Source organism: Neobacillus sp. DFD-2R (assembly GCF_057747865.1).
The window spans coordinates 4,585,380-4,601,883 of the sequence record NZ_CM173228.1; the positions used below are offsets into that span (position 1 = coordinate 4,585,380).

Annotated in this window: 14 protein-coding genes; 1 reads left to right on the plus strand and 13 read right to left on the minus strand. The window is 38.0% G+C overall.

All coding sequences use genetic code 11. From position 1 onward, the window contains the following. Positions 1-18: 18 nt before the first annotated feature. The 10 genes from AC3ANV_RS22930 to AC3ANV_RS22975 all read right to left on the minus strand — a co-directional run bounded on the left by AC3ANV_RS22930 (position 19) and on the right by AC3ANV_RS22975 (position 10,635). Positions 19-837: a carbohydrate ABC transporter permease gene (locus AC3ANV_RS22930; RefSeq protein WP_488310956.1), complete on the minus strand. Its 819-nt coding sequence runs from the start codon at positions 835-837 to the stop codon at positions 19-21. Further along, positions 837-1,688, minus strand: a complete 852-nt coding sequence (locus tag AC3ANV_RS22935; RefSeq protein WP_488314311.1) for a carbohydrate ABC transporter permease — start codon at positions 1,686-1,688, stop codon at positions 837-839. The genes AC3ANV_RS22930 and AC3ANV_RS22935 overlap by 1 nt, the downstream gene beginning before the upstream one ends. A 150-nt stretch (positions 1,689-1,838) precedes the next feature. Next, positions 1,839-3,077, minus strand: a complete 1,239-nt coding sequence (locus AC3ANV_RS22940; protein ID WP_488310957.1) for an ABC transporter substrate-binding protein — start codon at positions 3,075-3,077, stop codon at positions 1,839-1,841. Positions 3,078-3,185: 108 nt separating this feature from the next. Then, positions 3,186-4,211, minus strand: a complete 1,026-nt coding sequence (locus AC3ANV_RS22945) for a LacI family DNA-binding transcriptional regulator (protein WP_488310958.1) — start codon at positions 4,209-4,211, stop codon at positions 3,186-3,188. A 531-nt stretch (positions 4,212-4,742) separates the two neighbouring features. Then, entirely contained in the window at positions 4,743-6,413 is a 1,671-nt protein-coding gene (locus AC3ANV_RS22950; RefSeq protein ID WP_488310959.1) for a glycoside hydrolase family 13 protein, read from the minus strand. Positions 6,414-6,440: 27 nt separating this feature from the next. Then, on the minus strand, positions 6,441-7,409 hold the full coding sequence (locus AC3ANV_RS22955) for a sugar phosphate isomerase/epimerase family protein (RefSeq protein WP_488310960.1): 969 nt from the start codon (positions 7,407-7,409) through the stop codon (positions 6,441-6,443). Positions 7,410-7,741: 332 nt separating this feature from the next. Beyond that, positions 7,742-8,776, minus strand: coding sequence for a Gfo/Idh/MocA family protein (locus AC3ANV_RS22960; protein ID WP_488310961.1), 1,035 nt, complete (start codon positions 8,774-8,776; stop codon positions 7,742-7,744). Then, positions 8,776-9,501: a ThuA domain-containing protein gene (locus AC3ANV_RS22965; protein WP_488310962.1), complete on the minus strand. Its 726-nt coding sequence runs from the start codon at positions 9,499-9,501 to the stop codon at positions 8,776-8,778. The genes AC3ANV_RS22960 and AC3ANV_RS22965 overlap by 1 nt, the downstream gene beginning before the upstream one ends. A 152-nt stretch (positions 9,502-9,653) precedes the next feature. Continuing rightward, complete coding sequence (locus tag AC3ANV_RS22970) at positions 9,654-9,851, minus strand: hypothetical protein (RefSeq protein WP_488310963.1); 198 nt, start codon at positions 9,849-9,851, stop codon at positions 9,654-9,656. A 22-nt stretch (positions 9,852-9,873) separates the two neighbouring features. After that, positions 9,874-10,635: a sugar phosphate isomerase/epimerase family protein gene (locus AC3ANV_RS22975; protein WP_488310964.1), complete on the minus strand. Its 762-nt coding sequence runs from the start codon at positions 10,633-10,635 to the stop codon at positions 9,874-9,876. A 134-nt stretch (positions 10,636-10,769) separates the two neighbouring features. Between AC3ANV_RS22975 and AC3ANV_RS22980 the strand changes: the two genes are divergently transcribed. Beyond that, complete coding sequence (locus AC3ANV_RS22980) at positions 10,770-11,546, plus strand: AraC family transcriptional regulator (RefSeq protein ID WP_488310965.1); 777 nt, start codon at positions 10,770-10,772, stop codon at positions 11,544-11,546. A gap of 69 nt (positions 11,547-11,615) precedes the next feature. On the opposite strand, the gene AC3ANV_RS22985 is transcribed toward AC3ANV_RS22980, so the two are convergent. The 3 genes from AC3ANV_RS22985 to AC3ANV_RS22995 form a co-directional block, all read right to left on the minus strand. Next, complete coding sequence (locus AC3ANV_RS22985) at positions 11,616-12,698, minus strand: Gfo/Idh/MocA family protein (RefSeq protein WP_488310966.1); 1,083 nt, start codon at positions 12,696-12,698, stop codon at positions 11,616-11,618. Positions 12,699-12,953: 255 nt separating this feature from the next. Then, positions 12,954-14,534, minus strand: coding sequence for a response regulator (locus AC3ANV_RS22990; RefSeq protein WP_488310967.1), 1,581 nt, complete (start codon positions 14,532-14,534; stop codon positions 12,954-12,956). Further along, the gene (locus AC3ANV_RS22995; RefSeq protein WP_488310968.1) at positions 14,531-16,351 is read right to left on the minus strand and encodes a sensor histidine kinase; all 1,821 of its coding nucleotides are present in this window, start codon (positions 16,349-16,351) and stop codon (positions 14,531-14,533) included. The genes AC3ANV_RS22990 and AC3ANV_RS22995 overlap by 4 nt, the downstream gene beginning before the upstream one ends. Positions 16,352-16,504 lie beyond the last annotated feature (153 nt).

Here is a 16,504-nt window from a genome sequence, read left to right on the forward strand (position 1 = left end):
TCCTAAGACGTTATGCCCTTATTTAATGGCTCCTTTTACTACACCGCCGATGATCCATTTTTGTGCAATCACGTAGACAATTACCATTGGCGCTAAGGCTAATAAATAAGAAGCAAAAGCTAAGTTATAATTAGAACTAAATTGACTCTGGAGGACGTACTGCACTAGCGGAAGTGTCGCATCAGATGATTTATCCAATATAATTAACGGAAGCAAAAAGTCGTTCCATGCCCATAAACAAGTCAAAATTCCAATTGTTGCATTAATAGGTGATAATAGCGGAAAGATAACTTTCCAGAATACTCCCCAAGTGCTGCAGCCATCGACAATCGCCGCTTCCTCTAACTCTTTTGGAATGGAACGGATATAGCCAACATAAATAAAGATATTCAATGCAGCGCCATAGACAATGTATAAAAAGATTAACCCGGCTGAATTATCCATTCCCAAACCGGAAATTTGTTTAACAAGCGGCATCATAATGATCGGAAATGGAATAAACAATGCACTGACAAAATAGTAATACAGCCCTTTAAAAAATTTACGGTGCATGTTTCGGGCGATTGCGTAGGCAACCATTGAATTGGTTAGAATTGTAAATATAACAGTAGTTACCGTAATAATGGCACTGTTTTTAAATGCCATAAAGAAGTTCGTGGCTTTAATAGCCTCTAAAAAGTTTTCAAAATGCAATCCCAGTGGAAGCGAAAAAGCGGAATCTGCAAGCTCCTTTGGCGTTTTTAATGCAATGGATATAGCAAGATATAAAGGCACAAAAATAAACAGGGATCCTAACGTAATTAAAGTCGTAGCCGGCCAATTTGTCCTTTGTTTCATTACATGTCCAACTCCCTTTTCTGCAGAACCTTAATTTGAAATACTGAGATAATGATGATAACGATAAAATAGATTACAGAATTTGCAGATTGGTAGGCGAATTCCCCACCCGAAAATCCATCTTTATAGATAAGAACGGAAATAGATTGAGTTGCTCTTCCAGGGCCGCCCCCTGTCAAGGCGATAACCTGGTCAAATACCATTAAGAAGTTTTTCATTGAAAGCACCATATTAATTGTAAAAAATGGCGCAATCATCGGGAAAGTAATCTTCCAGAATTCTTGCCATTTATTGGCTCCATCAAGACTGGATGCTTCGTATAATTCAGTAGGGACGGTCTGCAAGCCTGATAAGTATAAAATGACATTGAATGCACAAGCCTGCCAAACAGCCACGATCACGATCCCAATCCAAGCCAGATGTTCATTTCCTAAAATATTGGCAGAAAGAAAGCCGATATGCATCTTACTTCCCAACTGGGGTATTACATATGCAAAAACATAATTAAAGATATAGCCAATGATTAACACTCCAAGGACATTTGGCAGAAAGTAAACCGCACGGAAGAAATTTTTCCCTTTAATCTTTGCATTCAATCCAACAGCAATTAAAAGACTTAAAATATTGACGAGAATCGTAGAAATAATGGCAAATTTAAAAGTGAATAGATATGAATTTAAAATATTTGTATCCTTAAAAAGATTAAAGTAATTCTTCAAGCCAACAAAGTCATAAGTTAAACTTAAACCATCCCAGTTCGTCAACGAATAATAAATACCCTTCAATGCCGGGAAGGTATGAAAAATAGCAAACAGAACAAACGCAGGTACGGTCATAATATAAAAAACCATATTTTGCCATTTGATTGTTTTTTTCTTTTCTTTCACTTTTTTCGAGGGTATACTGCCAGAGTTTATAATTGCCGCATTTTCTTTTTTCATGTTTTTTCACTCCCTTATTAAAGACAGAGAAATTGGGGTACCCCAATTTCTCCTTGTTCTTTATTGTCGGCTGGCCACTTTACCAAATTCACTATCTAATGTTGTTAAAAATTGGTTTGCATCCTTGTTTGCTGTAAATGACTGAAGTATATTCGCCAGGTTTACAGCAGTAGGTATACTGTGGTCAGGGAAATCTACTACATTACCTTTTGCAAAGCTATCTGTCAAACCTTGTAATTCAGGCGCTTCCTGTACAATTCCTTTTTTTGCTGTAAATGCGTTTTGCTCATTAATGTATTGTTTTAGTGAAGCGTCACTAAATAGGAACTGAATGAATTTCTCAACTTCTTTAGGGTGCTTGGTTGTTGATGATTCTGCCAGTGCTAAATCCACTCCTGAAACGACTTTTGATTCGCCGGGTGTATTAGTTACCGGGTAAGGAAATACACCTAAATCAATATTTGGAGTTGCTTTTTTAATCTCCGGAATTGCCCAAACGCCTTGAAGGTACATGGCTGATTGACCTTTTGCAAATGCTGTATTTCCATCGCTGTACCCCATACCTTGAGAATCTGGATTGGCATATTTTAATATAGCTGTATACTTGTCCATTGTTTCTTTTTGCCCCTTGGCAAATGTTGTTTTTCCTGCATTCAGCTGTTTAAAGAAGTCTTTACCTTCTGTATTGGCTGCAAGGGCGTCATACGCAGGCAATGTGGTCCACGCATCTTTATACGTAAAGTAGAATGGATTCTTTCCTGCAGCTTTTATTTTTTCGCACGCTGCCATAAACTGATCCCAGGTTTGCGGAACATCAATTCCTAATTCTTTAAAAATTGCCTTGTTATATATAACAGCGTCAGCGTTTGTAGCATATGGAAAGCCGAATACTTTATTACTTTTTGCAACATCCTTTAGCATTTGGATATAGCTAGGCTGAATATCTTTTATAAGGCTATCTTTAGAAACGTCTTTCAAAACTCCTGCTTTTGCCAATTCTCCAAACGTTGATTCACCGCCGTAACCTATTACATCAGGTATATCACGTTTTGCTACCCTTGACTTTATGTACGTTGTTGAATCCGGGGAATTTGTTTGAACAACATCTATATTTGGATTTTCCTTTTCAAAATCCTTTATTAATTTATTGAATGTACCTACCGCCTCTGGTTTGTAAGAGAAAAATTCAATTTTTACCTTTCCATTTGCACCCCCTGAAGTCTCATCCTTACTGCCGCACCCTGCCAGAACAGAAAGAGCAAGCATACCGGTTGCTACTAACGAGATTGATTTTTTCATTGAAAACCCCTCCATTTTTTTATTTTTCTAAAATTATTTAATAAAAAATTTGAATGCGGTTGCAAGACTATCACTAAAAAGCGATCCGCCTCCTTTCGCGAAACCCTATTATTGTTCTTTAGCGCTTACACTATCACGGATAACAAGCTCCGTTGGAAGGATCACTTTCAACGGGATGGTTCTCCCCTTCAAACGATCATGAAGCAGCTTTACTGCCGTTCTCCCCATTTCATCGCCATGTACTTTTACGGTTGAAAGACGTGGATTCATAAAAGCAGATGCTTCGATATCATCAAAGCTGAACACCGATACTTCATCCGGTACTTTGATGTTGGCCTCATGTAAGGCTCGAAGCACACCCAATGCCATCGGATCACTACCAACTACAATTGCAGTTGGCAGCTGGTCATTTTCGATTAATTGCTTCATTAACGTATAGCCGCTTGTTGGTCCCCAATCGCCGATTAACACTTTATCAGCATTGTATAGCCCTTTTTCTTTCATCATTTTTTCAAACGTACTTTGCCTTGTGTCTTCTTTTTCCTTGGTTTTTTGACGACTTACCCCAAAGACCATTCCTTTTCCACCTACATAAGCGATGTCAGTATGGCCAAGGCCAACTAAATGCTCCAGCACTTTGTGTGTCGCTCCTTCAAAATCCGAAATAACGACATCGACATTCGAATCCTGAGGCTGATAGTCCACCGCGACAATATGATTATTTTCATAGTAAATTTCTTTTAAATCTTCGATATCAACGTCTCCCAGGACAATCAGGCCATCAAGGCCACTCAAGCTCTCTGCTGTAATATTGCTGTTTCCCACCATCATCGTTGTGGCGATATTTAAGGAATATTGAGTACAGGTACTTTCTACTCCAAGGCGAATCGACTGAAAATACGGGTCAATGGTTTCATCATTTAACATGATGAGGCCAATATTGTAGGTTTCCGTCGGTTTTTCTGTTTTTACAGTCTTTTTTCGCAATGGTTTATAATTTAACTCATTGACGATTTCGATAACCCTTTTTCTCGTATCCTCAGATACGGAAAGGGTTGGATCATTGTTTAAGATCCTGGATACCGTTGCCGTCGAAACACTCGCCTGCTCCGCTATATCTTTTATCGTTGCCATACACTCACCTATCATTTCGTTTAGTTAATTTAACTAAATTTGATACTCATAATATAACAAAAAAACCGCTTTCACGCAATAAATTTTATATAAAAATAAAATTTTTTAATTTCTAACTGGTATTTTACTAGATTTTACCTGTTTCCCCATTTATAATTTTAGTAAAATAACTAGTTATTTTACTAGTTAACAACATTCTTACTATCCTCTTAAAAATAAAAAATGAACCGAAAATGGTTCATTTTTTAGAATATAAGTGAAGGTACTACTCATCTGTATTCGAATTATACTCCCAAGTTGATCCTTTAAAGAAAGCTTCGAGGATAAATTTGATTGACGACACTGTCTTTTCACCATGTACGTTCCTTGTTACTTGAATTCAATAAAAGATATATTTACGTAGAACCTCAAATTTGTTGATATCCTTTAAAAGTGTGTAGATAAACCTTAAAAATGTTTAAATATCCTGTTAATATCCCCGTATTTGAAGTATTCTAATAAATAGAAAAGAGGCCCTAAAGCCCCTATTTTTTATTTCAACACATATACCCTTGTTTCATAAGGCTTAAGAGTAAATTCCTTCCGTAATTTCTGATCCGCCACTTCATAATTGTTTAAAACCAACTCAGAAGCAGTATAGGATACACTGGATGGAACCTTAATCCTAGTTGATTTTCCACTGAAATTGTTCATGACAACCGCCTTACGGCTGCCTAATTGGCGCGTGTAAACAAACAGTTTCGGGTGATTTGGTAATAGCAATTCGTAGGTGCCGTAAACAAACAACGGATTGTCTTTACGTAAGCGAATCAATTTTTTATAAAAAGATAAGATTGAGTCCGGGTCTTCTAACTGTACCGCTACGTTAATCTCTGTATAATTTGGGTTTACGCCAAGCCATGTATGTTCTCCAGTTGTAAATCCTCCCATGTTGCCGGAACTCCATTGCATTGGAGTACGGGAATTATCCCGGCCTTTTTCCCATATGACCTTCATAATTTCTTCATGGGACCGCCCTTTAGCTGTTTCAATCTTGTAATAATTAATCATTCCAACATCATTGTAATTGTTTATTGAAGGGAATTGGACATTGGTCATGCCAATTTCCTGGCCTTGATAAATAAAAGGAGTACCTTTCATTAGAAAGTATAAGGCGCCCAGCATTTTAGCACTTTCTTTCCAATATTCCCTGTCATTTCCCCAGCTTGAAACCCTGCGTGGCTGGTCATGATTTTCTATGAATAAAGCGTTCCAGCCTCTGCCCTCTAATCCAATTTGCCATTTCGTTAACACCTTTTTTAACTTACGTACGTCTATTGAATCACCTGAATCCTTATCCCAAAGGTCTAAAAATTCAAACTGAAATATCATATCGAAATAGCCCTGTTCTTCGCCGACCCATTTGTCCGCTTCATTAAGCCCGACACCATTTGCTTCGCCGACGGTCATAACGTCATAGTTTTTAATGGTTTTTTCAGTCAGTTCAGAGAGGAATTCGTCAATTCCTTCCACATTCATCATGTAAGGAAAGCAAGGAACATAATCCAAGCCCTGTGGATTCGGCATATCAGGGAATCCCGGTTCCTTTTTAATATGGGAAATGGCATCGACACGGAAACCGTCGATCCCTTTTTCCAACCACCAATTCACCATTGTTTCCAGTGCATTTCTTACCTCGGGATTTTCCCAATTCAAGTCGGGCTGGCGTGTGGAAAAGATGTGCATGAAGTATTGTTCAGTTTCCTCATCATATTTCCATGCGGAACCGCTGAAAATCGATTCCCAATTGTTTGGTTCTTTTCCATCCTTACCATCTCTCCAAATATACCAGTCACGCTTTGGATTGTCTTTAGAAGAACGAGATTCAATAAACCATGGATGTTCATCACTTGTATGGTTAATAACCAAATCAAGGATCAATTTCATTCCGCGCTTATGAACTTCTTCCAGCAGCTCATCAAAATCGGCCATTGTACCGAATTCATCCATAATATCCCGGTAATCGGAAATATCATAGCCATTATCGTCGTTCGGTGATTTGTACATTGGCGATAGCCAAATCACATCAATCCCCAACTCTTTTAGATAATCTAATTTTGAAGTAACTCCTTTTAAATCGCCAATCCCGTCGCCGTTGCTATCCATAAAGCTGCGGGGATAGACCTGATAGGCGACACTTTCTTTCCACCATTTTTTGTTCACTTCTGCACCTCTTTTTCCGTAAGAATTCTATACCCACCACATCCGGGAAACAGGTTCCTCAATTAGGACGGTTTTTAAATTGTTTACGGCACGTTTGAATCCTTCCTCAATAGACATTATTGGATCCTCATGCTCAATGCTAACAACATAATCGTAACCATAGGTCCGTAGCGCACTCATCATGTCAGACCATTCCTTTAAACTATGTCCACAGCCAACTGAACGGAATGTCCATGCCCGGGTACGAACTTCACCATATGGCTGCATATCGGTTAATCCATACATATTCACATTTTCCTGATCAATGTATGTGTCTTTAGCATGGAAATGGTGGATCGCATTTTCTTTAGCTAAAATTTTAATCGCTGCAACCGGGTCAATTCCCTGCCACCATAAATGACTTGGATCTAAATTAGCACCGATTGCATCACAGGTTTCTGAGCGTAATTTTAAAAGCGTATATGGCGTGTGAACTAAAAAGCCGCCATGAAGCTCGAGCCCAATTTTAACATTGTGCTCTTTGGCATAAATCCCCACTTCTTTCCAGTATGGAATCAGCTTTTCTTCCCATTGCCACTTTAAAACATCACCATACTCATTAGGCCATGGTGTGACCGGCCAATTTGGGTGTTTAGCACCTTCATGGTCGCCCGCTGTACCTGAAAAACAATTCACAACCGATACATTCATTAATGAAGCAAGTTTAATCGTTTTTAAAAGTGTTTCATGAGAGTTTTTGGCAAATTCTTTTTCGGGAGAAATCGGGTTCCCATGACAACTGAAAGCGCTGATGATTAGATCCCGATCCTGCACCTTTTGGATATATTGGTTTCGGGCTTCTTCACTTTCTAATAACACATCTAAATCACAATGGTTGTTACCGGGATAGCAGCCAGTTCCAATTTCAACCGCATGTAGTCCTGCTTCTTTAACAGTGTCTAACATTTCTTCAAATGATTTTTCCGCAAATAATACAGTAAAAACGCCTAGTTTCATTATGAATTCCCCTCTCAATTATATACGATCGATTTTTTATGAAGGCTATTTTCGCATAGATTGTTATTTTTCGTATAAGTTTATCAACCCGTTTAATTAGAAGCTTCGTGGCATCTTTTCGTAAGAACATTTGCGAAAATTGCCTAGAAACTTAGTAAATGAACTTTATTAGTTTCAAAAGCAACAAAGTTTACGAAAAGAGCCTTTATGAAACATGAAATGCTTCCTCTAATTTTCAATAGCTCCTCAAGTCGAATAAAAGCAAATTCAGGAAAACAAGGTTAAGGCGGCACAACAATGATACCGCCAACCAATAATTTCTATAAGGAGTTTTATAATTCTTTCACTCTAACAATTTGTTTTGTTTCGTTTGATTGAAGCGCTGCTAAAATAACCTCCAATGATTTCATACCTTCCTCACCAGATACTGGTGGCTCTGTATTTTGAAGAACGGAATCCACAAAATGATTAATAACATTTGTGGTACGCTGCCCGCCCTCTCCGTTCGATTGGATTTTCCCAAGCTGATAATTGACCACTTCTCCATTCTTGTATTGAACGGCTAATGAATTGGTTGGGTCATCTTCTAAACGCAGGATTGCTTTCTCTCCATAAATAATAGTAGAGTTATCTTCCTTACTTACATAAGCCCAACTAGCCGCAAGTGTTCCAATGATACCGCTCTCTGTTTTTAATACACAAACGGCATTGTCATCGACATCTGCAAAATCTTTGGCGCTTGTTTCAACAAATGAACCTACTTCTGTAATTTCTTCGCCTAACAGGTAACGCAGTAAATCTGTCTTATGGACACCTAAATCACCCATAGATCCAACGAATGCTTTTTCTTTTTGAAAAAACCAGCTTTCTTTTCCATCAACACTCCAACCTTCAGGTCCGCCATGTCCGAAAGCTGTACGAAAACTATAAATTTTGCCGATTTCTCCGCTAGCAATCAACTGACGTGCTCTTTGGTGAGACGGTACGAAGCGCTGATTATGGGCAATCATTAACTTTTTGCCACTTTCTTTCGCTGCTGCAATCATTGCTTCCGCTTCTTGTTTAGAGGTTGCCATTGGCTTCTCACAAAGAACGTGAATACCTGTTTGTAATGCTGCAATTGAGATTGGGGCATGTAGATAATTTGGTGTACAAACGCTGACCACATCCACCTCACCGCTATTTAATAATTCCTCGTAGCTTGTATATGCCGTAACCCCGTATTTTTCAGCTACTTCGTTTACACGCACTTCATTGATATCACAAACAGCAACAAGCTCCACATTTTTATTCGCTTTATATTCAGGTAGATGGCGATATTGAGCGATACTGCCACATCCAATCACTCCAACTCTTAACTTTTCCATTATCGATTTCCTCCTTTGATTTCTTCTAATGGTTTTGCATTTCCATAAACCGGACGTTCCCGTTTGACAGGCTGTGCCCATTTTACTGCATTGATGATAACACGCTGAATTTGTTCGTTATGATAAGTCGGATAGGTTTCATGTCCGGGCCTGAAGTAAAACACCTTTCCATTTCCGCGTTTGTATGTACAGCCGCTGCGGAATACTTCCCCGCCTTCAAACCAGCTTGTAAAAATAAGTTCATCGGGCTGAGGAATATCAAAATGCTCCCCGTACATTTCTTCTTGTTCCAATTCAATATATTCAGAGATTCCTTCTGTAATCGGGTGGCTTGGGCTTACGACCCAAAGACGTTCTTTTTCATCGGCTTCGCGCCACTTCAGATCACAGCTTGTTCCCATTAATGTTTTAAAGATTTTCGAGAAATGGCCGGAGTGAAGAACAATCAGCCCCATTCCATCCAATACACGCTGCTGAACCTTCTGAACAATTTCATCTTTCACTTCTCTATGTGCCAGGTGCCCCCACCAAATTAATACATCGGTATTGGCAAGTACTTCATCTGTTAAGCCATGCTCCGGCTCGTCAAGAGTAGCCGTTCTTGCTTCGAACCCTTCACCCTGAAGGAATTCAGCAATTGTTCCATGGATTCCTTCCGGATAAATATCCCTTACCACCGGATTTTTTTGTTCATGTCGGTTTTCATTCCATACTGTTACTTTCACATTGATAACTCCTTTTTCATTGTTCACTTTACCTATTATTTTAGAGAAAGAAAAAATTTATGAAACGGCTTACATTGACAAATAGGGTGGAAAATATTGAACCTATTTATCCTTTGATAGATTTCCCCAGATCTCTATTTCTCTTTCAAAATTTAACAACTACCTCGCTTATAATACTTTAAACCAGTTTGATCAACCACTTCAGGCCAACTTAGTTTCAAACGACGGCAAATCGTCGTACTTAAAACTTGCCCTTTCCTCTTCAAAAAATCATATTCCGCTTGTTTGGTTGATCCGATCCGAAGTAATTCTTTTTTTAAATCTTGAAGGGTTTCTTCATTTGATTTCAATAAAACTACCCCCATTTTAACTTTACAGATTGCAGTGCTTGGCTTTAAGGTAATTCATACTGATTTCAATGCTTTCTAATGGAGAATGACGGCTCACATCCTGCTCAACTACCCACCACTGAACACCTGCTTCTTCTCCTATAGGAAGTATGGCTTCAAGATCTACTCCGCCTGTTCCAAGCTCTGCAAAAAATTTTTCCTCATCTGTAGTCATATCTTTCAAGTGAATAAGTGGAATTCGATTTTGATAACGTTTCATCCACTCCACTGGCTTTTCACCTGCTTTTGTCAGCCAATACACATCGAGCTCTGTCTTCACATTGTCTGTATTTGTATCATCAAAAATAGCTTCAAGTGCCATTCGGCCATCCGAAAGACGTTCAAGTTCAAAATCATGATTATGATAGCAAAGAGTGATGCCTTCACGACGACATTCTTCACCCGCCTTTTCTAAAAACGAAATAAGTGCTTTGTAATCATTTTCATTGCGGCGATCGGGCGTTAAGTAAGGGCAGACCACATAGTTACTTCCTAAGACTTTTTGAGCTTCAATGACCCCTGCCAAATTGTATTCCAATTCTTCGAGAGGCACATGGCTGGCTGCAGCCTTTAGACCAAGCTCATCCAATAATGCTTTTACTTCTATTGCCGTTAAACCGTAATACCCGGCAAATTCAACGCCATCAAAGCCAATATCAGCCACTTTTTTCAATGTCCCCGCGAAATCTTTTTCACATTCATCACGTAATGTGAACATTTGTACCGCTACCGGAATATTTGTCATCCTTAACCATCACTCCTTAAACATTACTTATTTGATTACATCTTATATTTTATATCTTCAAATAAACATAGATGATATAATTAAAACATCTACTATTTTGCTATTACTTTGCTTTATCAGAACAGAGGGAATTTATGACGACAAACATATTTTTTTGCGGCTTTTCATATCACATTAATGGATATCATTCGCAGTATAAATCAGGGTACCCGATATATCTTTTCCGCCTGCAAACAGAAGGTCTTTGCGAAGTAATTGTAAAAGGAAGAAAAATGGAGCTCGGAAAAGGGGACCTTTTGCTTATTAAGCCTGGAGATCACTATGAGTTGCTGGTAAAAGAAGGCCAAAGCAGCGGAGACTATCACTTGGGCTGCGATGGCTCTTGGATTGACGAATGGTGGAGCCGTTGTGAAAAGCCGGATGTTTCCCGAATCAATCTGGATGAAAAGCTTTTGTCCTTATGGCGCCAAATCCTGATCGAAAAACGCCGTCCGGGGTCCATCCAAAACGAAGAGCTCGCCGGCTATTTGCTGCGAGCACTCTGTTTATCACTGGAACGCGCTGTTAACGAAACGGACAGATCCTTCAGTCATCCGTATACGGTGACACAGATGATGCGATACATAGAAGAGCATGCCACGATCGCCTTTAAAGTGAAGGATGTAGCTCAACATGCCGGGCTTAGTGTATCCAGATCCGTTCATCTATTCAAAAGCAGCGTTGGGAAAACGATGATGGAATACGCGCAGGAAATCCGCCTGTCCGTGGCAGTCGAGCGGATGAAATACACTACACTGACACTCGAGCAGATTGCTGAAGACTGCGGCTTCGGAACCTATCCTTATTTTCATAAGGTATTTAAAAAGAAGTTTGGCGTAGCTCCAGGGGCGTATAGGCGTCTAGAATACTAGTAAAAATAGAAAAGCCGGAAAGCACTGAGATTCCCACATCAAACCGGTTATTCCAGCCTTTCAATTTTTTTATAAATTTATTTTTGAGGTACGATAATCAAAGTCTTTGATGACTTTATTTGTTTCTGCAGATTTAAAAATCGTTTCCATTAATTGTAAGACACGTAAAACTTCCTCGTTTTTAACGATAGGTTCTGCTATTCCTTCAACAACTGAAATCACATTGTCATAAAAGCTCTCCATTACCGTTTCTACTTTTGGTAATGCAGATGTAGTCACAGCTTTTTCAGACGGAGGTGCCATCGTTTTCGTCAGCCCTTGCCCGGCTTTAATCGGTTTCGGAGCTTCGACATCCACTCCCCGGTTTTGCGTAACGATTTTACCGTTAAGATCCCAATCATGGATGACTGCCGTTCCTGCTGTTCCTTTTGTATACCACCGGGGCAGTTGAATGAAGTTTGTTGTTCCAACTTCCACTAAAGAAGTGCAGCCGTTTTCAAACGTGATAAATACCTGAAATCCGTCGTCTACTTCGTCCCCTAAAATATAACTTAAGTTGGCATAGACACTCACGATCTTACTATCGACCATAAATAGCAGTTGATCCAGTAAATGGACACCCCAGTCCAGCAGCATCCCTCCGCCATAAGCTTTCAGATGGCGCCAGTCTCCCGGAATCCCATTTGCTCCTTGTACGCGTGATTCAATGTGAAAGAAATCTCCAATAATCTTTTCATCGTATATCTTTTTTATGGTCAGAAAGTCTTCATCCCATCTGCGGTTTTGGTGGACAATAAACTTCCTGTCATTCATTTGTGCTGCTTGCATAATTTCGATTAACTCTTCACTGTAAATAGTGACCGGCTTTTCGCAGATTACATGTTTTTTTGCATTTAAGGCTGAGATTGCGATTTCTTTATGCACATCGTTAGGAGTGGCGATGAGAACAAAATCAACGTCATCATCGGCTAAAACAGCTGATAAAGTTTCATATGCCTTATATCCATCAGCCAAGGAAGCAGCTCTTTTTTCCTCGAGAATATCATAGGTTCCAACGACGTTTATATTTTGGTTTTCTTTCAGCAGCTTCGCATGATAGCTTCCCATACCACCATAACCAACAATAACTAACTGATAGTTTCGATTCGTCATTTTTATTTCTCCTTTTTAGTTGCTTTTCTTGTATGAAAACAGAAAAACCAGATCTTCAATTGCTTATTTCTCTTAATCTATTTCTCAAAACATTACTTATTTAATTACATCTTATATTTTGTATCTGTAATTAAACATAGATGATATTATTAAAAAATATACTATTTTGCTATTTTTCCATACAATAATTTTTTATTAAAAGGAGCAGAGATTCGTTCCATCTCTGCTCCTAAATTGATGTAATTCACTTAGTATTTAATTTATAAATTCAGCCCGGTATTCATTCGGGGTAACACCCACCACCTTCTTGAACACCTTTCGAAAATACTTGTCATCCTGATAGCCAATCATGTTTGCAATTTCATAAATCTTTAACCGGCTGTTTTTTAACAAAGATTTTGCCTTATCCATTCGGATTTTCACGATATAATCTGAGATATTCACGTTAAATTCCTGCTTGAATTTCCTGGAGATATATTCTCTGCTTATATAAAAATGATCAGATATCTCTTGCAGTTTTACCTCTCGGTCGAAATTTGCCTGCAGGTATTTTTCGATTTCACAAATGATATTACTATTTTTCTTAAGCGTCCTTCTCTTAATTTTTTCCAAGAAGATAGCAATCTCACGCAATTTCCTCTCTTTGTATTCCTCCAGTTGAAAGGTGCCGTTTTGATCAAAAAATAAATCGACTCGTTTTTCTATATCATCCGCAACTTTTACAGAAAGGTTATAATTTTTAAACCAGCGATTGCTGATGACCAGATATTCATTTTCTAAATGCAACAGCTGTATTAATGATAAAGAATCGTATTCGAGAATGTCATTGGCAATTTGACTGATTAATTCCTTAAATGCCCCGATTTCACCGGCTTGTATAGCCAGTTCAATATTAGATGAATAGGACATAAGATTCTTTAAAGCAATGGCAGGCTGAAGCTCAAAACGATAGACTCTAGTAACTGCTTCGTCCAAAATATTATTATTTAATAAAACCTGTTTGGCCTGATGATAAGAATCCATCAATTTGAAATCATTAACCATACTTCCTACCGCAATCGGACATGAGATATCCATCGCATTTTTGATTGTCCGATAGATTCGTGTTAAAAGCTCTGCCATTTGCTCAAACTTGTTCCAGAAGATAATGACAATTTCACCCTTATTGGATAAATAACGAAACCCGATTCCACATTCATTTTCCAATAAAATTTCATTAATGACATTTAAAATCGTAAAATAGGCCAAATCCCGATCCCCATGAAAGGTCTCGATGGTCTTTCCGTTAATCCGGACAAGTGCTGCGGTATAATTTTGGGACAGATGAAGCCCAAATTCTTCATATAACCCTTCCTTTTTCATATCTCCGTTCAAAATTTGAGTAAGCTTTCTATCCCGATAAACAGGCTTGATTTCATTAATTAACTGATAGCTGCTCTCTTTTTTCTTTCTTTCCGCTTCTTCTTTCTTCCATTCCCTTATCGCATTCTCCAACGTTTGATTTAAAATTTCCGGATCGATAGGCTTTAATAAATAGTCTGAACTGCCGAAATGAATCGCTTTTCGCATATAATGGTAATCATCATATCCTGTCACAACAACAGTCTTACTGGTTGGCTGATGTTCTTTAATCCACTCTAAAAGCCGAGTGCCATCCATTTTTGGCATCTTCATATCTGAGAAAATAATTTCAGGACTATATTTTTGAATGAGAGAAATGGCCTCTTCACCATTCCCGGCCTCATAAATTTCTTTAATCCCATTTTGTTCCCAAGCCCCAAGCAGCTTAATTCCTTCACGAACATGTTTTTCATCATCAACTATTAAGACCTTCATGAATGATGCACCTCTTTCGGCATATCTTTAGGAATTTGGATGGTAACAGTAAATCCACTCTCCAAACTGCTAGTAATAAACATTTCACATTGATTAGCATAATAAATTTGCAAGCGGTCATAAATATTTTTTAATCCAATTGCTTCTCTACGCCTTTCTTCTTTGGAACTGCCATGGTAGAGTTCCTTGCGGATTTTTTTCAGCTGCTCTTCATTTACTCCTATTCCATTATCATTGACCCTAATGCAAACAAGCTCCTCATCTTGCAACCAAGCCTCTATTAAAATCAATTCTTTCTCTTCCTGCTGATCAAATCCATGTTTAAAACAATTTTCCACAATCGGCTGTAAGATCATTTTCGGTACAAGTATTTCTTCTACTTCTTTTTGGATATCCAATTCAAACTCAAACTGTTCTTCAAATCGTTGTTTTTGTAAAAGTAAGTAGGATTTTACATGCTTAAGCTCTGAAGAAAATGGCACAATATCTTCCTTCATATTCATGCTGTATCTCATAATATTAGAAAGAGAGGTTAATAATGAGTAAACTGGGACCGCGTTATGTTTAAGCGCCAAGGTACCAATTGACTGGAGGGCGTTGTATAAAAAATGCGGGTTAATTTGCGACCGTAACACCCGAAGCTGTGAAGCTTTATTTTGAATATCCAATTTATACTCTCTCTCAATCAATTCATTGATTTTGGCAATCATTGATTTGAAGTTCCGTCCCAGCATTCCAATTTCATCATTCCCTAACGAATCAAAATCAGCCTCAAATTCCCCTGCCTCTACTTTTTTCATATTGGCACTCAAAACTTTAATCGGAGCCGTTATTTTAAAGGAAACGACCATAGTGGCAAATAACACAATAACGAGTGTTACTAAACCAATGAAAATATTCATAAGGGCTGTTTCTCTTGCACTTTGGTAGAGTACATTGTAAGGAATTCTTTTAACGATATACCAGTTCTTAAAATTAGACGAAAATCTTTCAGATACGATAACCCCGGAAAAATGTTGATCTTTCCATTCGATACTTTTGTTGGATGAAGACATCTTTTTTACTTGTTGAAACCATTTCTGTTTATTTTCAGTTCCGATTACCCTTTTATTTGAAGAGTAAATAACCATTTCATTTCCATCCATTATATAAAGGTCTTCGGCCCCTTTAGTGTATAGTCGATCAGCAATCGAGCTAATTTTTGAAAGATTGATATCAATGGATAAAAACCCTAAAAAATTATCAGATGGTACGTCTCTAATTATGTTATGGAAGCTTAAAACCTTGACCTTCTGAGAATTAGGAATTACAGATAAATTGTTATAACTATAAATTAAATGGGGCGGTTCAATCAATGAATAGCCATTATAGCGAATTAATTTTGAATAATAGGGATGACTAAAGACATTTTCATATTTTACTCGCCCGCTTACTGCTGAGTGATAGATGGTATAAGAATCCTGTCCATTATGAATATATAGAAGCATTTGCTCTATTTCCGGACGTGTATTAAATAAATACACCAGTGCCCTGCGCACTTCCTCTTGATTATTCTTTATGTCATCTGATATTCCATCTCTAAATACATTCATAAATGGAGTATACCGATAAAGAACAGTTGACATTTCTGCAATATCCTGCAAATAACTCGAAATATCTTCTTTTCCTTTCACAATCAAATCATGATTGGTGGAAACAAATCGTTCATTAAGGGCCTTTGTTGTTTGATAATAAGTAATCGCTATTGATGACCCAAAAGGGAGAACGGTTACAAGCATTAAAAATATTATTAACTTTTTACGAATACCCCACCCCATATATAAATGGTTAGCTCCCTTCCTTTAAAGTAGTCAGAATAATCTTCATTCTAAAGTTTTATGTACATTGTAGCATAAATCCACTTTCAACATTCCAGTTCAATATTTTCCACCCTACTGGTCAATGTAAGCCGTTTCATTATTTTCACAATT